The sequence below is a fragment of the Streptomyces beijiangensis genome, assembly GCF_017315755.1.
GTDB lineage: Bacteria > Actinomycetota > Actinomycetes > Streptomycetales > Streptomycetaceae > Streptomyces > Streptomyces beijiangensis.
The window spans coordinates 1-20,944 of the sequence record NZ_JAFLRJ010000016.1 but is presented as its reverse complement, the minus strand read 5'-3'; the positions used below and the strand labels follow the sequence as shown (position 1 = coordinate 20,944).

Below are 20,944 nucleotides of genomic sequence, written 5' to 3'. Positions count from 1 at the left end.
GCTACCAGGTCAGACGCTCAAGAAATTACTTGAGGATCTTGGTGACCTGGCCGGCGCCGACGGTACGGCCACCCTCACGGATGGCGAACTTCAGGCCCTCTTCCATCGCGACGGGCTGGATGAGCGCAACGTTCATCTCAGTGTTGTCGCCCGGCATGACCATCTCGGTGCCCTCGGGGAGGGTCACAACGCCGGTCACGTCCGTCGTGCGGAAGTAGAACTGCGGGCGGTAGTTGTTGAAGAAGGGGGTGTGACGGCCACCCTCGTCCTTCGACAGGATGTAGGCCTGGGCCAGGAAGTCCGTGTGCGGCGTGACCGAACCCGGCTTGATGATGACCTGGCCGCGCTCGACGTCCTCGCGCTTGATGCCACGGAGGAGCAGACCGACGTTCTCGCCCGCCTGACCCTCGTCGAGCAGCTTGCGGAACATCTCGATGCCGGTGACCGTGGTGGTGGTCTTCTCGGTCTTGATACCGACGATGTCGACGGTCTCGTTGACCTTGAGGACACCGCGCTCGATACGACCGGTGACGACCGTGCCACGACCGGTGATCGTGAAGACGTCCTCGATCGGCATCAGGAACGGCTTCTCGACGTCACGCTCGGGCTGCGGGATGAACTCGTCGACGGCGGCCATCAGGTTCAGGACCGACTGGCCCCACTCCTTGTCGCCCTCGAGCGCCTTGAGCGCCGAGACCTTGACGACCGGAAGGTCGTCGCCCGCGTACTCGTACTCGGAGAGGAGCTCACGAACCTCGAGCTCGACGAGCTCCAGGATCTCCTCGTCGTCCACCATGTCGGCCTTGTTCAGCGCGACAACGATGTACGGAACGCCGACCTGGCGGGCCAGGAGCACGTGCTCCTTGGTCTGCGGCATCGGGCCGTCGGTGGCGGCAACCACGAGGATCGCGCCGTCCATCTGCGCGGCACCCGTGATCATGTTCTTGATGTAGTCGGCGTGCCCGGGGCAGTCGACGTGCGCGTAGTGACGCGACTCGGTCTGGTACTCGACGTGCGCGATCGAGATCGTGATACCGCGCTGACGCTCCTCGGGAGCCTTGTCGATCTGGTCAAAGGCCGAAGCCTCGTTCAGGTCGGGGTACGCGTCGTGCAGCACCTTGGTAATGGCGGCCGTGAGGGTCGTCTTACCGTGGTCAATGTGACCGATGGTGCCGATGTTGACGTGCGGCTTAGTCCGCTCGAACTTTGCCTTCGCCACTGGGTCCTCCTGCGGAGTGGTTCTGTACGCCTTGCTTCATCGGCGCCAGGTGATCTTTGCTGGGATGCCGGGGCCCGGGGCATTCTGTACGGATTGTACGGAATGCCCCAGTGGCTCCGGTGATAAGCCTAAAGCGTCTACTCGGAAGAGTTACTCGCCCTTGGCCTTCGCGATGATCTCCTCGGCGACGTTCCGCGGAACCTCGGCGTAGGAGTCGAACTGCATCGAGTAGCTTGCGCGACCCGAGGTCTTGCTGCGGAGATCGCCGACGTAGCCGAACATCTCCGAGAGGGGCACGAGGCCCTTCACGACGCGGGCGCCGCTGCGCTCCTCCATGGCCTGAATCTGGCCACGGCGGGAGTTCAGGTCGCCGATCACATCGCCCATGTAGTCCTCGGGCGTGGTGACCTCGACGGCCATCATCGGCTCGAGAAGCACGGGGGACGCCCTGCGGGCACCCTCCTTGAACGCCTGCGAACCGGCGATCTTGAAGGCGAGCTCCGAGGAGTCGACCTCGTGGTAACCACCGTCGAGAAGGGTGACGCGGACGCCGACCATCTCGTAACCGGCCAGGATGCCGAACTGCATGGCTTCCTGGGCGCCCGAGTCCACCGAGGGGATGTACTCCCTGGGGATACGGCCACCGGTGACCTTGTTGACGAACTCGTACGAGGCGTCGCCGCCCTCGATGGGCTCGATGGCGATCTGCACCTTCGCGAACTGGCCAGTACCACCAGTCTGCTTCTTGTGCGTGTAGTCGATACGCTCGACGGCCTTGCGGATCGTCTCGCGGTACGCGACCTGGGGCTTGCCGACGTTCGCCTCGACGCGGAATTCGCGCTTCATGCGGTCGACGAGCACCTCGAGGTGAAGCTCGCCCATACCACCGATGATGGTCTGGCCGGTCTCCTCGTCGGAGTGCACCTGGAACGAGGGGTCCTCTTCAGCGAGACGCTGAATGGCGACGCCCAGACGCTCCTGGTCACCCTTGGACTTCGGCTCGATCGCGACCTGAATGACCGGCGCCGGGAAGTCCATGGACTCCAGGATGACTGGCTTCTTGTCGTCGCACAGGGTCTCACCGGTGGTGGTCTGCTTCAGACCCATGACGGCGACGATGTCACCGGCACCCACCGAGGGGATCTCTTCACGCTTGTTCGCGTGCATGCGGTAGATCTTGCCGATGCGCTCCTTCTTGCCCTTGACGGAGTTCAGCACCGAGGTGCCGGCCTCCAGGCGACCGGAGTAGATCCGGACGAAGGTGAGCTTGCCCAGGTGCGGGTCGCTCGCGATCTTGAACGCCAGGCCGGAGAACGGCTCGTCGTCCGACGGCAGACGCTTGACGACCTTCTCCGGGTCCTTGACGTCGTGGCCTTCGATGGCGTCGACGTCGAGGGGGGAAGGCAGGTAGCGGACGACCGCGTCGAGCAGGGGCTGAACGCCCTTGTTCTTGAACGCGGTGCCACAGAACACCGGGGAAACGGTGACCGAGTCGGCAGCACCCTTGGAAGCAAGGGTGATACGACGGATGGCGGCGTACAGCTGGTCCTCGGTGGGCTCGACGCCCTCGAGGTACAGCTCCATCATCTCGTCGTCGTGCTCAGAGACGGTCTCAAGGAGCTTGCCACGCCACTCGTCAGCAGCCTCGACGTGAGTGTCGGGGATGTCGACGATGTCGTACGCCTCGCCCTTGGCCGCCTCGGCGGACCACACGAAGGCCTTCATCGTCACGAGGTCGACGACGCCCTGGAAGTCCATCTCGGCACCGATGGGCAGCTGCATCACGATCGGGACCGCACCGAGGCGGTCGGAGATCATGTCGACGCAGCGGTGGAACTCGGCACCCGTACGGTCGAGCTTGTTGACGAAGCAGATACGCGGAACGCCGTAGCGGTCCGCCTGACGCCAGACAGTCTCGGACTGGGGCTCGACGCCCGCGACACCGTCGAACACGGTGACAGCACCGTCGAGGACGCGGAGCGAACGCTCCACCTCGACGGTGAAGTCGACGTGACCCGGGGTGTCGATGATGTTGATCGTGTGATCAACCTCATTGAGCGGCCAGTGGCAGGTCGTCGCGGCAGACGTGATCGTGATGCCGCGCTCCTGCTCCTGCTCCATCCAGTCCATGGTGGCTGCGCCATCGTGGACTTCACCGATCTTGTAGCTCACGCCGGTGTAGAAGAGGATCCGCTCAGTGGTGGTCGTCTTACCCGCGTCGATGTGGGCCATGATCCCAATGTTGCGGACCTTGGCCAGGTCAAGCGAAGTGGTGGCCATAAGGCTCAGTCTTCTCTCGGTCTCGAGGTGGGTAGGGACTACCAGCGGTAGTGCGCGAAGGCCTTGTTGGACTCGGCCATCTTGTGCGTGTCCTCACGCTTCTTGACGGCCGCACCGAGGCCGTTCGAGGCGTCGAGGAGCTCGTTCATGAGGCGCTCGGTCATGGTCTTCTCGCGACGGGCGCGGGAGTAACCGACGATCCAGCGGAGCGACAGGGTCGCGGCGCGGCCGGGCTTGACCTCGATCGGCACCTGGTAGGTCGCGCCACCGACACGGCGGGACTTGACCTCGAGCGAGGGCTTGACGTTCTCAAGCGCGCGCTTCAGCGTGATGACCGGGTCGGCGTTGGTCTTCTCGCGAAGACCTTCCATGGCGCCGTAGACGATCCGCTCGGCGGTGGAACGCTTGCCGTCAAGCAGGATCTTGTTGATCAGCGACGTGACAAGAGGAGAACCATAGACCGGGTCAATGATGACCGGGCGCTTCGGGGCGGGGCCCTTACGAGGCATTCTTACTTCTCCTTCTTGGCGCCGTAGCGGCTGCGGGCCTGCTTGCGGTTCTTGACACCCTGGGTGTCAAGCGAACCGCGGATGATCTTGTAACGAACACCCGGCAGGTCCTTCACACGGCCGCCGCGCACGAGCACGATCGAGTGCTCCTGCAGGTTGTGTCCCTCACCCGGGATGTACGCCGTGACCTCGATGCCGGAGGTCAGACGAACACGCGCAACCTTGCGGAGCGCCGAGTTGGGCTTCTTAGGGGTGGTCGTGAAGACACGGGTGCAAACACCGCGACGCTGGGGCGAACCCTCGAGCGCGGGCGTCATGTTCTTCTTGACCTTGTCCTGCCGGCCGTTCCGGACCAGCTGCTGGATTGTAGGCACTACGTCTCCGGTTTCTGTGTGCCGTCGGTGAAACTAACCTGGAACATCCCCGACCCACGCGGTCGGGTGTGTCGAATCATGCAGATCCCCGCCGCGAGGCGGAAAAGGCGCAGATTGCGGTGGCCGTGATTAGGCTCGCCGTGCGGTTGAGGACACACACAGGAGCCAGGGCACACCCCAGGCACAAGGTCAGATCGTACCTACCGCATCGGCTGCGGTCAAAACAAATGCCCACGCGCAGGACAGACCGACCGCAGACGTGGCAGAAGACACACCGGAACACGCCACTGGGCGGCCACCCGCGAGGGGTGACCGCCCAGTGGACGCAGCTCAATGGCTCCTACTGGTTGTACGGACCGTAGTCGTAGTCCTCCAGCGGGACGGCCTGGCCGGAGCCGGTGCCGAACGGCGAGTAGTCGATGTCGTCGTAACCGACGGCCGAGTACATCGCTGCCTTGGCCTCCTCGGTGGGCTCCACCCGGATGTTGCGGTAACGGGACAGACCCGTACCGGCCGGGATGAGCTTACCGATGATGACGTTCTCCTTGAGGCCGATCAGGGAGTCGGACTTGGCGTTGATCGCCGCGTCCGTCAGAACCCTGGTCGTCTCCTGGAAGGAAGCCGCGGAGAGCCACGACTCCGTCGCCAGCGAGGCCTTGGTGATACCCATCAGCTGCGGACGGCCGGAGGCGGGGTGACCGCCCTCGGTGACCACACGACGGTTCTCGGTCTCGAACTTGCCGCGCTCGACGAGCTCGCCCGGAAGCAGCTCGGCGTCGCCCGACTCGATGATCGTCACTCGGCGCAGCATCTGCCGGATGATGATCTCGATGTGCTTGTCGTGGATCGACACGCCCTGGCTGTTGTAGACCTTCTGGACTTCGCCGACCAGGTGGATCTGCACCGCGCGCTGACCGAGGATCCGGAGCACGTCGTGCGGGTTGGTGGCACCCACGGTGAGCTTCTGGCCCACCTCGACGTGGTCGCCCTCGCCCACCAGCAGGCGGGCACGCTTGGAGATCGGGAACGGAGTCTCCTCCGAGCCGTCGTCCGGCGTGACCACGAGCTTCTTGGTCTTCTCGGTCTCCTCGATACGGACGCGGCCTGCCGCCTCCGAGATCGGGGCGACACCCTTGGGCTGACGGGCCTCGAAGAGCTCGACAACACGGGGCAGACCCTGGGTGATGTCGTCACCCGCCACACCACCGGTGTGGAAGGTACGCATCGTCAGCTGGGTACCGGGCTCACCGATGGACTGGGCGGCGATGATGCCGACCGCCTCACCGATGTCGACCAGCTTGCCGGTGGCCAGCGAGCGTCCGTAGCAGAAGGCACAGGTGCCGACCGCGGACTCGCAGGTCAGGACCGAACGGGTCTTGACCTCCTCGACACCGGCGCCGATCAGCGCGTCGATGAGCACATCGCCCAGGTCGACGTTGGCCGGCGCGATGACCTTGCCGTCGATGACGACGTCCTCGGCGAGCATGCGGGCGTAGACCGAGGTCTCGACGTCATCCGTCTTGCGGAGTACACCGGTCTCGTCCTTGACCGCGATCTTCAGCTTCAGACCGCGCTCGGTGCCACAGTCCTCCTCGCGGATGATGACGTCCTGCGAGACGTCCACCAGACGACGGGTCAGGTAACCCGAGTCGGCGGTACGCAGGGCGGTGTCAGCCAGACCCTTACGGGCACCGTGCGTGGAGATGAAGTACTCGAGGACGGTCAGGCCCTCACGGAACGACGCCTTGATGGGACGCGGGATCGTCTCGTTCTTCGCGTTCGACACCAGACCACGCATACCGGCGATCTGACGCATCTGCATCATGTTTCCTCGGGCACCCGAGTCGACCATCATGAAGATGGGGTTCGTCTTGGGGAAGTTCGCGTTCATCGCCTCGGCAACCTCATTGGTCGCCTTGGTCCAGATCGCGATGAGCTCCTGCGTGCGCTCGTCCTTGGTGATCAGACCGCGCTCGTACTGCTTCTGGACCTTCTCGTCCTGAGCCTCGTAGCCCTGGACGATGGCCTTCTTGGCCTCCGGGACGACGATGTCCGAAACGGCGACGGTGACGCCGGAACGGGTCGCCCAGTGGAAGCCGGACGCCTTCAGGTTGTCGAGCGTCGCCGCCACGATGACCTTGGGGTAACGCTCGGCCAGGTCGTTGACGATCTCGGAGAGCTGCTTCTTGCCCACCGAGTAGTCGACGAACGGGTAGTCCTCGGGCAGCAGCTCGTTGAAGAGCGCGCGGCCCAGGGACGTACGCAGCCGGAAGGTGTCACCCGGCTGGTACTCGGGCTCGCCCTCTTCGGCGACCGGCGGCACCCAGCCACGCGGCGGGATGGTGCCCACCGGGAAGCGGATGTCGACCTGCGACTGCAGCGCCAGCTCACCGTTGTCGAACGCCATGGTCGCCTCGGCCGTGGAGCCGAATGCACGGCCCTCGCCCTTGGTGTCACGGAGTTCGCCGTCGGTGGTCAGGAAGAACAGACCGAGGACCATGTCCTGGGTCGGCATCGTGACCGGACGGCCGTCGGCCGGCTTCAGGATGTTGTTCGAGGACAGCATCAGGATGCGGGCCTCGGCCTGCGCCTCTGCCGAAAGCGGCAGGTGCACGGCCATCTGGTCACCGTCGAAGTCCGCGTTGAACGCGGTGCAGACGAGCGGGTGGATCTGGATGGCCTTGCCCTCGACCAGCTGGGGCTCGAAGGCCTGGATGCCGAGGCGGTGCAGGGTGGGTGCACGGTTCAGCAGCACCGGGTGCTCGGCGATGACCTCTTCGAGGACGTCGTACACGACGGTGCGGCCACGCTCGACCATGCGCTTCGCCGACTTGATGTTCTGCGCGTGGTTCAGGTCGACCAGACGCTTCATCACGAACGGCTTGAAGAGCTCCAGCGCCATGGCCTTCGGCAGACCGCACTGGTGCAGCTTGAGCTGCGGGCCGACGACGATCACGGAACGCGCGGAGTAGTCCACACGCTTGCCGAGAAGGTTCTGACGGAAACGACCCTGCTTGCCCTTCAGCATGTCGCTGAGGGACTTGAGCGGGCGGTTACCGGGACCGGTGACCGGGCGACCACGACGACCGTTGTCGAAGAGGGCGTCCACGGCCTCCTGGAGCATGCGCTTCTCGTTGTTCACGATGATCTCGGGAGCACCGAGGTCGAGAAGCCGCTTCAGGCGGTTGTTGCGGTTGATCACGCGGCGGTACAGGTCGTTCAGGTCGGAGGTCGCGAAGCGGCCACCGTCCAGCTGCACCATCGGACGCAGGTCCGGCGGGATGACCGGGACGCAGTCGAGGACCATGCCCTTGGGCTTGTTGGCCGTCTGCAGGAACGCGGAGACGACCTTCAGGCGCTTGAGCGCACGGGTCTTCTTCTGGCCCTTGCCGCTGCGGATGATCTCGCGGAGGCGCTCGGCCTCCTCGTCGAGGTCGAAGGACTCGAGGCGCTTCTGCAGTGCGGCGGCACCCATGCAGCCGTCGAAGTACGTGCCGAAACGGTCACGCAGCTCGCGGTAGAGGAGCTCGTCGCCCTCCAGGTCCTGGACCTTGAGGTTCTTGAAGCGGGCCCAGACCTCGTCGAGACGGTCGATCTCGCGCTGCGCACGGTCACGCAGCTGCTTCATCTCGCGCTCGGCGCCTTCGCGCACCTTGCGGCGCACGTCGGCCTTGGCACCCTCGGCCTCGAGCTCGGCCAGGTCGGTCTCGAGCTTCTTGGCGCGGGCCTCCAGGTCGGAGTCGCGGCGGTTCTCCACGGTCTGACGCTCGACGGAGACGTGAGCCTCCAGCGAGGGCAGGTCGCGCGTCCGGCGCTCCTCGTCCACGAAGGTGATCATGTACGCGGCGAAGTAGATGACCTTCTCGAGGTCCTTCGGCGCGAGGTCGAGCAGGTATCCCAGACGGGACGGGACGCCCTTGAAGTACCAGATGTGCGTGACAGGGGCGGCCAGCTCAATGTGGCCCATCCGCTCACGACGCACCTTGGCGCGAGTGACCTCGACGCCGCAGCGCTCGCAGATGATGCCCTTGAAGCGGACACGCTTGTACTTACCGCAGTAGCACTCCCAGTCCCGGGTCGGACCGAAGATCTTCTCGCAGAAGAGCCCGTCCTTTTCCGGCTTGAGCGTGCGGTAGTTGATGGTCTCCGGCTTCTTTACTTCGCCGTGCGACCAGGTCCGGATGTCGTCCGCGGTGGCAAGGCCGATCCGCAGCTCGTCGAAGAAGTTGACGTCGAGCACTTGTCGTCAATCCCTCTTTCAGGGTCGAGTGTCAAACATGGTCTGAACGGTCCGGGGCGGCCGGGACTCCCCGAGGGAAGTCCCGGCCAGGCCCGTCAGACCTCTTCGACGCTGCTCGGCTCACGCCGGGACAGGTCGATACCGAGCTCTTCCGCAGCGCGGAAGACATCCTCGTCCGTGTCGCGCATCTCGATGGACATGCCGTCCGAGGACAGCACCTCCACGTTGAGGCAGAGCGACTGCATTTCCTTGATGAGCACCTTGAAGGACTCGGGAATGCCGGGCTCGGGGATGTTTTCGCCCTTGACGATGGCCTCGTAGACCTTCACGCGGCCGGTCACGTCGTCGGACTTGATGGTGAGGAGTTCCTGGAGTGCGTACGCGGCGCCATAAGCCTCCAGCGCCCACACCTCCATCTCACCGAATCGCTGACCACCGAACTGCGCCTTACCACCCAGCGGCTGCTGGGTGATCATCGAGTACGGTCCGGTCGAACGCGCGTGGAGCTTGTCGTCGACCAGGTGGTGCAGCTTGAGGATGTACATGTAGCCGACCGAGACCGGCTCGGGGAACGGCTCACCGGAGCGGCCGTCGAACAGGTTGGCCTTGCCCGAGGGCTGGACCAGCCGGTCCCCGTCGCGGTTCGGGATCGTGGCCTGGAAAAGGCCGGTGATCTCGTCCTCGCGGGCACCGTCGAAGACCGGGGTCGCGACGTTGGTGCCGGGGGCGACCTGGTCGGCGCCGATGTCCCGCAGTCGCTGGGCCCACTCGGTGCCGAGGCCGGAGACGTCCCAGCCGCGGCTGGCGAGCCAGCCGAGGTGGATCTCCAGTACCTGCCCCGGGTTCATTCGGGACGGGACACCCAGCGGGTTGAGGATGATGTCGACCGGGGTGCCGTCCTCCAGGAACGGCATGTCCTCGATCGGCAGGATCTTCGAGATGACGCCCTTGTTGCCGTGACGGCCGGCGAGCTTGTCACCATCGGTGATCTTGCGCTTCTGCGCGACGTAGACACGAACCAGCTGGTTCACGCCCGGCGGCAGCTCGTCGCCCTCTTCGCGGTCGAAGACGCGGACACCGATGATCTTGCCGATCTCGCCGTGCGGGACCTTCAGCGAGGTGTCGCGCACTTCGCGCGCCTTCTCACCGAAGATGGCACGGAGCAGGCGCTCCTCCGGCGTCAGCTCGGTCTCGCCCTTGGGCGTGACCTTGCCGACGAGGATGTCACCGGCCGTGACCTCGGCACCGATACGGATGATGCCGCGCTCGTCGAGGTCCGCGAGAACCTCTTCGGAGACGTTCGGGATGTCCCGGGTGATCTCCTCCGGGCCGAGCTTGGTGTCACGGGCGTCGACCTCGTGCTCCTCGATGTGAATCGAGGAGAGGACGTCGTCCTGCACCAGACGCTGGCTGAGGATGATCGCGTCTTCGTAGTTGTGGCCCTCCCACGGCATGAACGCCACGAGGAGGTTCTTGCCGAGCGCCATCTCGCCCATCTCGGTCGCGGGACCGTCGGCCAGAACCTGGCTCTCGATCACGCGGTCGCCCTCGTTGACGACAACCTTCTGGTTGACCGAGGTGCCCTGGTTCGAGCGGGAGAACTTCGAGATGCGGTACGTGGTGTACGTGCCGTCGTCGTTGGTGACGGTGATGTAGTCCGCGGAGACTTCCTGGACGACACCCGACTTCTCCGCCTTGAGTACGTCACCGGCGTCGACCGCACAGCGGTACTCCATGCCGGTGCCGACGAGCGGAGCCTCGGACGTGATCAGCGGCACGGCCTGACGCATCATGTTCGCGCCCATCAGGGCACGGTTGGCGTCGTCGTGCTCGAGGAACGGGATCATCGCGGTCGCGACCGACACCATCTGGCGCGGCGAGACGTCCATGTAGTCGACGTCGTCGCCGGGGATGTAGTCGATCTCCCCGCCACGGCGGCGGACCAGGACGCGCGACTCGGTGAAGCGCATGTCCTCACCCAGCGTCGCGTTGGCCTGGGCGATGACGAATCGGTCCTCTTCGTCAGCCGTCAGGTAGTCGACGTCGTCGGTGACGACGCCCTCGACGACCTTGCGGTAAGGCGTCTCGACGAAGCCGAACGCATTGACGCGACCGTAGGAGGCGAGCGAGCCGATCAGACCGATGTTCGGGCCTTCAGGCGTCTCGATCGGGCACATGCGGCCGTAGTGCGAGGGGTGCACGTCACGGACTTCGAAGCCGGCCCGCTCACGGGAGAGACCACCCGGGCCAAGCGCCGACAGACGGCGCTTGTGGGTGAGACCCGACAGCGGGTTGTTCTGGTCCATGAACTGCGACAGCTGGCTGGTGCCGAAGAACTCCTTGATGGAGGCGACGACAGGCCGGATGTTGATCAGGGTCTGCGGCGTGATCGCCTCGACGTCCTGGGTCGTCATGCGCTCACGCACGACGCGCTCCATCCGAGCCAGACCCGTGCGGACCTGGTTCTGGATGAGCTCGCCGACGTTACGCAGACGACGGTTGCCGAAGTGGTCGATGTCGTCGGTCTCGACGACGATGGACCGGCCCGACTCGCCGACCGTCTCGACCTCGCCGGCGTGCAGCCGGACCAGGTACTTGATGGTGGCGGTGATGTCCTTGCTGGTGAGGACACCCGCGTTCAGCGGCTCGTCCGCGCCGAGCTTCTTGTTCACCTTGTAGCGGCCGACCTTCGCGAGGTCGTAGCGCTTCGGGTTGAAGTAGAGGTTCTCGAGCAGCGTCTGAGCAGCCTCACGCGTGGGCGGCTCGCCCGGGCGCAGCTTGCGGTAGATGTCGAGCAGCGCGTCGTCCTGGCCCTGGGTGTGGTCCTTCTCCAGGGTGGCGCGCATCGACTCGTACTCGCCGAACTCCTCGAGGATCTGCTCGGTGGTCCAACCGAGAGCCTTGAGCAGGACGGTGACGGACTGCTTGCGCTTGCGGTCGATGCGGACACCGACCATGTCGCGCTTGTCGATCTCCATCTCCAGCCAGGCACCCCGGGAAGGGATGATCTTGGAGGAGAAGATGTCCTTGTCGGACGTCTTGTCGATGGAGGAGTCGAAGTAGACACCCGGCGAGCGGACCAGCTGCGACACAACGACACGCTCGGTGCCGTTGATGACGAAGGTGCCCTTGTTCGTCATGAGCGGGAAATCGCCCATGAAGACCGTCTGGGACTTGATCTCGCCGGTCTCGTTGTTGGTGAACTCGGCGGTGACGAAGAGCGGGGCCGCGAACGTGAAGTCGCGCTCCTTGCACTCGTCGATCGAGTTCTTCGGGGGCTCGAAACGATGGTCGCGGAAGGTCAGCGACATCGACCCGGAGAAGTCCTCGATCGGCGAGATCTCCTCGAAGATCTCTTCCAGACCGGACTTCGTGGGGACGTCCTGTCCACTCTCGAGAGCGGCCTCGACGCGACCCTTCCATGCGGCGTTACCGAGGAGCCAGTCAAAGCTCTCGGTCTGCAGCGCAAGAAGGTTCGGAACCTCGAGGGGCTCCTTGATTTTTGCAAAGGAGATGCGCAGCGGGGCGGTGCTGGCGCCGTTGTTCGTATTGGAGGTCGAGGCGTTGCGCGAGGCGGCCAAGAGGGGGTCCTTCCGAGGGCTCGGACTCACTACGCGCGTACCGGTCCCGGCGGGGCACAGAGACAGCCCATTCCCGAATCAGCCGGAAAGGCCAGGTCGGGAAAGTTCGGTCTTCGATGCTCAAGCAAGGGCATGCCCCTGGTGACGGGCAGGGGGCAGCTAACAGGCAGCGCAAAGGGTCAGTGTAGCCACTAGGCACACCGATGTCCAGTGCGGGTTTTTTGACACCCTCAGATCTTTCACTGTTCTGCTGACCTGCGCTGCTGACCTGCGGAAAACCATGCGCCAGAGGCGCACAACGATCCTGCCCTGTTCGTCTTCGATCCATGCCTCGGATGCGGATCGAAGTGACGACGCGTCCTGAGAATTGCGCGCTGCGTGCGGTTCGTCAAGGGTCTCTTGGTACCCGCTGCGGCACAGTCCGGCGCACAACGAAGATCACCATACTCGTCACAGCCGGAAGAGCAAGGCTGCCGCCCGGGCGTCACCATACGCCGAAGGGCGATCACCCTTACGGGTGATCGCCCTTCGGTTCAGAGAGTCGGAAGACTCGCCTCCACGCGGCCGTAGCCGGGTGTCAGGTACTTACTTGACCTCGACCGAGGCGCCGGCGCCCTTGAGGGACTCGGCAGCCTTCTCGGCGGCCTCCTTGGCGACCTTCTCGAGGACCGGCTTCGGAGCGCCGTCGACGAGGTCCTTGGCCTCCTTCAGACCCAGCGAGGTGAGCTCACGCACGACCTTGATGACCTGGATCTTCTTCTCGCCGGCACCGGTGAGGATGACGTCGAACTCGTCCTGCTCCTCAGCGGCCTCGGGGGCGGCAGCGCCACCGGCCGGGGCAGCGGCGACGGCCGCGGCGGCGGTGACGTCGAACTTCTCCTCGAACGCCTTAACGAACTCGGAGAGCTCGATGAGGGTGAGCTCCTCGAACTGGGCGAGCAGGTCTTCCTGGCTGAGCTTCGCCATGATGGCGGGTCCTTCCACTAATTCGGCAGGTGCCGAGGTACATGTCGGCGGGCGTAAAGGCCCGCTGCGACCTACGCCGAGTGGCGTCGGTCATTGCGCGAGCCGAATTACTCGGCACCGCCCTGCTCGGAAAGCTTGACGCGAAGGGCTTCCGCAGTGCGGACGAACTTCGACGGCAGCGCCTGGAAGAGCTGTGCAGCCTGAGTCTGCTTGCCCTTCATGGCACCGGCCAGCTTTGCGAGCAGAACCTCGCGGGACTCGAGGTCCGCAAGCTTCTTGATCTCATCGGCGGACAGCGCCTTACCGTCAAGGACACCGCCCTTGATGATCAGGTTCGGGTTCTCCTTGGCGAAGTCACGAAGACCCTTCGCCGACTCCACCGGGTCACCGGTGATGAAGGCAACCGCCGTCGGACCACTGAAGTGGTCGTCCAGCGAAGTGATCCCGGCCTCGTTGGCCGCAATCTTGGTCAGCGTGTTCTTCACCACGGCGTACTGGGCGTTCTCACCGAGCGAACGACGCAGCGTCTTGAGCTGCGCCACGGTGAGACCCCGGTACTCGGTCAGCACGGCGGCGTTCGAGCTGCGGAACTGGTCCGCGAGCTCGGCTACCGCGGCAGCCTTGTCGGGCCTTGCCATAGAGCGTCGGCCTCCTTCCGGGTGATGAGGACCGCTCAGAAGGGGCTGGAAAACGAAAACGCCCCGGCACAGGTGCACGGGGCGTGAGCTCTACCGGCTGTGTTCATTGAAGAACAGCGGCCGGGAACACATCCACAGTCACCTGCGCAGGTCGTCCGCTTCCAGCGGATCCTTCGGCCACCGCACTCTCTTGCGAGAACACGGCAACGACCAGCGGTCTTTGGCTTCTTCGGAAGATTACGCGAAGGGGACGGCAAGAGGCAAATCCGCTCCCCCGGCCCCCGGCGTAAACGAAATGCAGCCGGGCCCCGCACCTCGAATAGAGGTGCGGGGCCCGGTTGTTCAACGAGTCGCGTGTCCCGCGGCTACCGAAGAATCCCTGAGGATCAGACGGAGGCCGGGTCCTCCTCGACGAGGAGGTTGCGGGTGCGGTTGGCGTCCAGCGGGATGCCGGTACCCATCGTCGTGGCCAGGGTCGCCTTCTTGATGTAGCGGCCCTTGGCGGCGGACGGCTTCAGACGGAGGATCTCGTCCAGCGCCGCTGCGTAGTTCTCCACCAGCTTGGTCTCGTCGAACGAGACCTTGCCGATGATGAAGTGCAGGTTCGAGTGCTTGTCGACGCGGAACTCGATCTTGCCGCCCTTGATGTCGTTGACAGCCTTCACGACGTCGGGGGTGACGGTGCCGGTCTTCGGGTTCGGCATCAGACCACGCGGACCGAGCACGCGGCCGAGGCGGCCGACCTTGCCCATGAGGTCCGGGGTGGCGACGACGGCGTCGAAGTCCAGACGGCCCTTCGCGACCTCGTCGATGAGCTCGTCGGAGCCGACGATGTCGGCGCCCGCGGCGAGCGCGGCCTCTGCACGGTCGCCGGTCGCGAAGACCAGGACCCGGGCGGTCTTGCCGGTGCCGTGCGGGAGGTTCACGGTGCCACGGACCATCTGGTCGGCCTTGCGCGGGTCAACGCCCAGACGCATGGCGACCTCGACAGTGCTGTCGAACTTCGTGCCGGAGGTGTCCTTGGCGAGACGGACGGCCTCGAGCGGCGCGTATGCGCGCGCCGAGTCGATCTTGGCGTCCGCAGCGCGGAGAGTCTTGCTGCGCTTCACTGCTGCTCCTGTGGTGTCAGGTATGGAGTCGTGGTGCGGACCAGCGCTGGTCCTGCCACTGAGAGGTCAGACGGGGGCTGGATCAGCCCTCGACCGTGATGCCCATCGAACGGGCGGTGCCAGCGATGATCTTCGACGCGGCGTCGAGGTCGTTGGCGTTCAGGTCGGGGAGCTTGACCGTGGCGATGTCGCGGACCTGGGCAGCCGTGAGCTTGGCGACCTTCGTCTTGTGCGGCTCGCCTGAGCCCTTGTCCACACCTGCGGCCTTGAGGATCAGCTTCGCGGCCGGCGGAGTCTTGGTGATGAAGGTGAAGGAGCGGTCGTCGTAGACCGTGATCTCCACCGGCACGACCATGCCGCGCTGCGACTCGGTCGCGGCGTTGTAGGCCTTGCAGAACTCCATGATGTTGACGCCGTGCTGGCCCAGTGCGGGGCCGACCGGCGGCGCCGGGTTAGCGGCGCCCGCGTTGATCTGGAGCTTGATAAGCCCCGTGACCTTCTTCTTCTTGGGAGGCATTGCTCTCTCCGGGTCCTAGTGAGAGTTTTTCGCCCTCATCCGGTCATCCGGATGGAGGCATACCGCACAACGATAACGGGTATAGCTGCGCGACCAAAAACCAAGCAGGTCAGACCGGCTGCGAGAGCCTGTCTGACCTGGTCGGTAGGCGTGTGTCCAGAACGTGTCAGTTCTTCTGGATCTGGTCGAAGCTGAGCTCGACCGGAGTCTCGCGGCCGAAGATCTCGACGAGGCCCTTGACCTTCTTCGAGTCGGCGTTGATCTCGTTGATCGTGGCCTGGAGCGTCGCGAACGGACCGTCCGTGACCGTGACCGAGTCGCCGACCTCGAAGTCCAGTACCTGGACCTCCATCTTGCGCTGCGGCACCGGCAGGCCGGCCTCTTCCGCGGCGGCCTTGGCGGCCTTCTCCTCGGCTTCCGGGGCGAGCATCTTGAGGATCTCGTCCAGCGTCAGCGGGTACGGGTCGTAGGCGTTGCCGACGAATCCGGTGACTCCGGGGGTGTTGCGGACAACGCCCCAGGACTCGTTGGTGAGGTCCATGCGGACCAGCACGTAACCGGGAAGCTTGTTCTGGCGGACGTTCTTGCGCTCGCCGTTCTTGATCTGGACGATTTCCTCTTCAGGCACCTCGGCCTGATAGATGAACTCCTCCACGTTCAGCGAGACGGCGCGCTGCTCCAGGTTGGCCTTCACGCGCTTCTCGTACCCGGCGTACGTGTGGATGACGTACCACTCGCCGGGCAGACCGCGGAGCTCCTCGCGCAGGGCCTCGACCGGGTCGAGAGCCGCGACGGGCTCGGCCTCGGCCGGCTCCTCGTCGCTCTCGGAGTCGTCGGTCTCGGCATCGTCGCTCTGGGCGTCATCGTTCTGGGCTTCGTCGGTCTCGGCAGCGTCCGCCTCGACATCGGCGTCGGCCTCGACAGCCTCGACGGCTGCTTCGTCCTCGTCGACTTCGGCGACCGCTACGGCCTCGTCCTCGATGTGCACAGCGGCCTCTTCGGCCGGTACGCCAGCAGCGGCATCAGCAGCTTCTGCCTGGTCAGGGTCCACAGCGTCTGCCGCCTCGACGATGTCGAGCTCGGCCTCGGCGGACTCGTTCAGGTTCGGGTCAGACACGGTGGCTGCTTCTTCCTGGATACAAAGGTGTGGAACATGCGAAAGGGGCGCCGCTCCGGGCGCCCTTCGCGGGATCAGCCAAAGACGTACTTGACGGCCTGGTTGAACCCATAGTCAATCACGGTCACGATGCCAATCATGATGACTACAAAGACAATGACCACTGTCGTGTACGTCGACAGCTGGTTGCGCGTCGGCCAGACCACCTTGCGGAGTTCCGCAACGATCTGGCGGTAGAAGAGCGCGAGACGGCCGAAGGGGCCCTTCTTGCCGCGCTTTCCACCCTTGCGCGCCTTCTTGCTCGACTCCGGCGCCTCATCTTGCGCATCAGGCATGTCGATGGAGCCGACGGCGTCCGTCACGATCTCTCACCTGATTCCGGGTCGTGACCATGCCGCGCCCGGTGGAGCCGCATGGCAATCAATGAAGTACTTACATGCGCACACAACCGGCGAAGGTGTGTGTAGCAGGGCCGGAGGGACTTGAACCCCCAACCGCTGGTTTTGGAGACCAGTGCTCTACCAATTGAGCTACGACCCTTTGTGGTTCCCCCAACCTACCGCATCCGAAGATGTGGTCGGTGTGGGCCAACGGTGAGTGAGTGTACGTGCTCACGGCGCTGACGTCGAACAGATCATTCCTGCCCAGTCCGTGAAACCTGTGTGCCGAGTACGTTTCGGGTCTGGGACGATGGGCCGTATGAGCGCTGCAACTCCTCCTACCGAGCGCAGGGTCTCCGCCCGCATCGGTGCTATCTCCGAGTCCGCGACCCTCGCCGTCGACGCCAAGGCCAAGGCACTCAAGGCCGCCGGGCGTCCGGTGATCGGCTTCGGGGCCGGTGAGCCCGACTTCCCGACGCCCGATTACATCGTCGAGGCCGCGATCGAAGCCTGCCGCAACCCCAAGTACCACCGCTACACCCCGGCCGGCGGGCTCCCCGAGCTCAAGGCCGCCATCGCCGCCAAGACGCTGCGCGACTCCGGTTACGAGGTGGACGCCTCCCAGGTGCTGGTCACCAACGGTGGCAAGCAGGCGATCTACGAGGCCTTCGCCGCGATCCTCGACCCGGGCGACGAGGTCATCGTCCCGGCTCCGTACTGGACGACGTACCCCGAGTCGATCCGGCTCGCGGGCGGTGTCCCGGTCGAGGTCGTGGCCGACGAGACCACCGGCTACCGGGTCTCCGTGGAGCAGCTCGAAGCCGCCCGCACCGAGCGGACCAAGGTCGTCCTCTTCGTCTCGCCTTCCAACCCGACCGGCGCCGTATACAGCGAGGCCGACGCCGAGGCGATCGGCCGCTGGGCCGTCGAGCACGGTCTGTGGGTGCTCACCGACGAGATCTACGAGCACCTCGTCTACGGGGACGCCACCTTCACCTCGCTGCCGGCGATCGTGCCCGAGCTGCGCGACAAGTGCATCGTGGTCAACGGCGTCGCCAAGACGTACGCGATGACCGGCTGGCGCGTGGGGTGGATCATCGGCCCGAAGGACGTCGTCAAGGCCGCGACCAACCTGCAGTCGCACGCCACGTCGAACGTCAGCAATGTGGCGCAGGTCGCCGCGCTGGCCGCCGTCTCCGGGAGCCTGGACGCGGTCGCCGAGATGCGTACCGCTTTCGACCGGCGCCGGCAGACCATCGTGCGGATGCTCAGCGAGATCGACGGAATCGTCTGCCCGACGCCGGAGGGCGCCTTCTACGCGTACCCCTCGGTGAAGGGGCTGCTCGGCAAGGAGATCCGGGGCAAGCGCCCGCAGACCTCGACCGAGCTCGCCGCACTGATCCTCGACGAGGTCGAGGTCGCCGTGGTGCCGGGTGAGGCCTTCGGGACCCCTGGCTACCTGCGGCTCTCGTACGCCCTGGGCGACGAGGACCTGATCGAGGGCGTCTCGCGGCTGCAGAAGCTGCTGGGCGAGGCGCGCGACTAGTTCGTACGCAACTAGTTCGTACGGAAATAGAAACGGGTCCGCGGCTTCGGCCGGGGACCCGTTTCTTCGTTCGGGCAACTACACATAAGGGGAAAGCCGCTACCGGGTAGGCGGGTGCGTGCGGCAGGATCTTGGGATGGAGTACGTACGTGCCCGCGGCGAAGCCGCCAGTAGAGACATCAGGCTGTTGCCCAAGGCTCATCTGCATCTGCACTTCACCGGGTCGATGCGGCCCACGACCATGCTGGAACTGGCCGACAAGTACGGCGTCCACCTGCCCGAGGCGCTCACCAGCGGCGAACCGCCGAAACTGCGGGCCACCGATGAGCGGGGCTGGTTCCGCTTCCAGCGGCTCTACGACATCGCGCGGTCCTGTCTGCGCACCCCCGAGGACATCCAGCGGCTGGTGCGGGAGGCCGCCCAGGAGGACGTCAGGGACGGGTCGGGGTGGCTGGAGATCCAGGTCGACCCGACCTCGTACGCGCCCCTGCTGGGCGGGCTGATCCCCGCACTGGAGATCATTCTGGACGCGGTCGACGCGGCTTCCCGCGAGACCGGACTCGGGATGCGGGTGGTCGTCGCTGCGAACCGGATGAAACACCCGCTGGACGCACGGACACTCGCGCGGCTCGCCGTGCGTTATGCGGACAGGGGGGTGGTGGGTTTCGGACTGTCCAATGATGAACGCCGGGGCATGGCACGGGACTTCGACCGCGCCTTCGCGATCGCGCGCGAGGGCGGCCTGCTGGCCGCGCCGCACGGCGGTGAGCTGAGCGGGCCCTCTTCCGTACGGGCCTGCCTGGACGACCTGCACGCGGCGCGGATCGGGCACGGGGTGCGGGCGGCCGAGGACCCGCTGCTGCTGCGGCGGCTGGCGGAGCGCGGGGTGACCTGCGAGGTGTGCCCGGCGTCCAATGTGGCGCTGGGGGTCTACGAGAAGCCCGAGGACGTGCCGCTGCGGCGGCTGTTCGACGCGGGGGTGCCGATGGCGCTGGGCGCCGACGACCCGCTCCTGTTCGGATCGCGGCTGGCGGCGCAGTACGAGCTGGCGCGCAAGCACCAGGGGTTCACCGACGCGGAGCTGGCCGAGCTGGCACGGCAGTCGGTCAGGGGTTCGGCCGCACCGTCGGACATACAGGCGAAGCTGCTGGCCGGGGTGGACGACTGGCTGGCCGCCTGATTCAGAGGGAGACGCCCACCGTCACCGGTTCGTTGACCAAGGTGACGCCGAAGGTGTCGCGTACCCCTGTCACCACCTCGCGGGCCAGGGTCAGCAGGTCCGCCGTCGTGGCCTCGCCGCGGTTGGTGAGCGCCAGCGTGTGCTTGGTGGAGATACGGGCCCGCCCCGAGCCGTATCCCTTGGTGAAGCCCGCCTTGTCGATCAGCCAGGCCGCCGACGTCTTCGTCAGGCCCTCCCCCGCCGGGTACGCGGGCGGGGTGACGTCCGGGCCGAGGTGTTCGCGGGCCCTGGCGAGGAAGGCCTCGTACTGCTGTGCCGTCAGGATCGGGTTGGTGAAGAAGGAGCCGGCCGACCAGGTGTCGTGGTCGGCGGGGTCAAGGACCATTCCCTTGCCCGCGCGCAGTCCCAGGACCGTCTCGCGTGCCTTCGCCGCGGGGACGCGGTCGCCCGCCTCGACGCCGAGGGCGCGGGCCGTCTCCGGGTACTTGATGGGGGCCGAAAGGCCGTCCGCGTCCTCCAGTTCGAAGCGGACACGCAGGACGACGAAGCGGTCCGGGTCCTGCTTGAAGCGGCTGTGGCGGTACGAGAAGTGGCAGTCGGCCGCGGGGATCGTCACCGTCTCGGCGGTTTCGCGGTCGTAGGCGATCACTTCGGTGATCGTGGCGGAGACCTCCTGGCCGTACGCACCCACGTTCTGGATCGGGGTCGCACCGGCGGAGCCGGGAATCCCGGCGAGGCACTCGATACCGGCCAGGCCCGCCGCGACTGTGCGGGCGACGGCGTCCGTCCAGATCTCGCCGGCGGCCAGCTCCAGCTTCGTACCGGAGAGTGCGAAGCCGCGGGTCGCGATGCGCAGGGCCGTACCCCGGAAGCCCTCGTCTCCGATGACCAGGTTGGAGCCGCCGCCGATGACGAGCAGGGGCGTGGCGCTCGCATCCGCTTCGCGGACCGCTTCGATCACCTCGGCGTCGGTCTCCGCCGTGATCAGCCGGGTGGCGGGTCCGCCGAGGCGGAAGGTGGTCAGGGGGGCGAGGGGCGCTTCGTGGAGTTCCTGCACGGGGTCCAGCCTACGAGACCCGTGGGGAGTGCCAGGTGGGCGCGGGCCCGAGCCTTGCGCCCCGCCTTGCGGGGGCTTCGCCCCCTGCACCCCCGCAAGCGACCTCCGGCCGCTTGTCCTCAATCGCCGGACGGGCTTGATATGCCCGCATACGCAAGCCCACGCCAGGCAAACTCAAGCCCCTCCGGCGATTGAGGAGCGGGGGCCTGGGGCGGAGCCCCAGAGGAGGAG

Annotated in this window: 15 protein-coding genes and 1 tRNA gene; 2 read left to right on the top strand and 14 right to left on the bottom strand. The window is 65.7% G+C overall.

The window, feature by feature from the left end; genetic code table 11:
* Window positions 1-25: 25 nt before the first annotated feature.
* The 13 genes from tuf to J0695_RS01905 all read right to left on the bottom strand — a co-directional run bounded on the left by tuf (window position 26) and on the right by J0695_RS01905 (window position 17,090).
* Entirely contained in the window at window positions 26-1,219 is a 1,194-nt protein-coding gene (gene tuf, locus J0695_RS01965; RefSeq protein ID WP_206959493.1) for an elongation factor Tu, read from the bottom strand.
* Between the two features lie 150 nt (window positions 1,220-1,369).
* Window positions 1,370-3,499 carry an elongation factor G gene (fusA, locus tag J0695_RS01960; RefSeq protein WP_206959492.1) on the bottom strand — a complete coding sequence of 710 codons (2,130 nt, stop codon included), beginning with the start codon at window positions 3,497-3,499 and terminating at the stop codon, window positions 1,370-1,372.
* 38 nt (window positions 3,500-3,537) lie between these two features.
* Entirely contained in the window at window positions 3,538-4,008 is a 471-nt protein-coding gene (gene rpsG, locus J0695_RS01955) for a 30S ribosomal protein S7 (protein WP_206959491.1), read from the bottom strand.
* Between the two features lie 2 nt (window positions 4,009-4,010).
* Window positions 4,011-4,382, bottom strand: coding sequence for a 30S ribosomal protein S12 (gene rpsL, locus J0695_RS01950; RefSeq protein WP_050372972.1), 372 nt, complete (start codon window positions 4,380-4,382; stop codon window positions 4,011-4,013).
* Between the two features lie 340 nt (window positions 4,383-4,722).
* Window positions 4,723-8,622 (bottom strand): DNA-directed RNA polymerase subunit beta', encoded by a 3,900-nt coding sequence (locus J0695_RS01945; RefSeq protein ID WP_206959483.1) that lies wholly within the window; start codon window positions 8,620-8,622, stop codon window positions 4,723-4,725.
* 95 nt (window positions 8,623-8,717) lie between these two features.
* Window positions 8,718-12,203, bottom strand: a complete 3,486-nt coding sequence (rpoB, locus tag J0695_RS01940; RefSeq protein WP_206959482.1) for a DNA-directed RNA polymerase subunit beta — start codon at window positions 12,201-12,203, stop codon at window positions 8,718-8,720.
* 585 nt (window positions 12,204-12,788) lie between these two features.
* Window positions 12,789-13,169 (bottom strand): 50S ribosomal protein L7/L12, encoded by a 381-nt coding sequence (gene rplL, locus J0695_RS01935; RefSeq protein ID WP_206959481.1) that lies wholly within the window; start codon window positions 13,167-13,169, stop codon window positions 12,789-12,791.
* Window positions 13,170-13,276: 107 nt separating this feature from the next.
* On the bottom strand, window positions 13,277-13,807 hold the full coding sequence (rplJ, locus tag J0695_RS01930) for a 50S ribosomal protein L10 (protein ID WP_206959480.1): 531 nt from the start codon (window positions 13,805-13,807) through the stop codon (window positions 13,277-13,279).
* Between the two features lie 386 nt (window positions 13,808-14,193).
* Complete coding sequence (rplA, locus tag J0695_RS01925) at window positions 14,194-14,916, bottom strand: 50S ribosomal protein L1 (protein WP_206959479.1); 723 nt, start codon at window positions 14,914-14,916, stop codon at window positions 14,194-14,196.
* Between the two features lie 82 nt (window positions 14,917-14,998).
* Window positions 14,999-15,433: a 50S ribosomal protein L11 gene (gene rplK / locus J0695_RS01920; RefSeq protein WP_206959477.1), complete on the bottom strand. Its 435-nt coding sequence runs from the start codon at window positions 15,431-15,433 to the stop codon at window positions 14,999-15,001.
* Window positions 15,434-15,599: 166 nt separating this feature from the next.
* Window positions 15,600-16,550: a transcription termination/antitermination protein NusG gene (nusG, locus tag J0695_RS01915; protein ID WP_206959476.1), complete on the bottom strand. Its 951-nt coding sequence runs from the start codon at window positions 16,548-16,550 to the stop codon at window positions 15,600-15,602.
* Window positions 16,551-16,624: 74 nt separating this feature from the next.
* The gene (secE, locus tag J0695_RS01910; RefSeq protein WP_206959475.1) at window positions 16,625-16,912 is read right to left on the bottom strand and encodes a preprotein translocase subunit SecE; all 288 of its coding nucleotides are present in this window, start codon (window positions 16,910-16,912) and stop codon (window positions 16,625-16,627) included.
* Window positions 16,913-17,017: 105 nt separating this feature from the next.
* Window positions 17,018-17,090: transfer RNA gene (locus tag J0695_RS01905), tRNA-Trp, on the bottom strand.
* Window positions 17,091-17,249: 159 nt separating this feature from the next.
* On the opposite strand from J0695_RS01905, the gene J0695_RS01900 reads away from it, so the two are divergent.
* Together J0695_RS01900 and J0695_RS01895 are read left to right on the top strand one after the other, a co-directional pair.
* Window positions 17,250-18,476, top strand: coding sequence for a pyridoxal phosphate-dependent aminotransferase (locus tag J0695_RS01900; protein WP_206959474.1), 1,227 nt, complete (start codon window positions 17,250-17,252; stop codon window positions 18,474-18,476).
* A gap of 136 nt (window positions 18,477-18,612) precedes the next feature.
* On the top strand, window positions 18,613-19,656 hold the full coding sequence (locus tag J0695_RS01895) for an adenosine deaminase (protein WP_206959473.1): 1,044 nt from the start codon (window positions 18,613-18,615) through the stop codon (window positions 19,654-19,656).
* A gap of 1 nt (window position 19,657) precedes the next feature.
* Here J0695_RS01895 and J0695_RS01890 read toward each other — a convergent pair whose 3' ends face one another.
* Window positions 19,658-20,713 (bottom strand): UDP-N-acetylmuramate dehydrogenase, encoded by a 1,056-nt coding sequence (locus J0695_RS01890; protein ID WP_206959472.1) that lies wholly within the window; start codon window positions 20,711-20,713, stop codon window positions 19,658-19,660.
* Window positions 20,714-20,944: the final 231 nt, after the last annotated feature.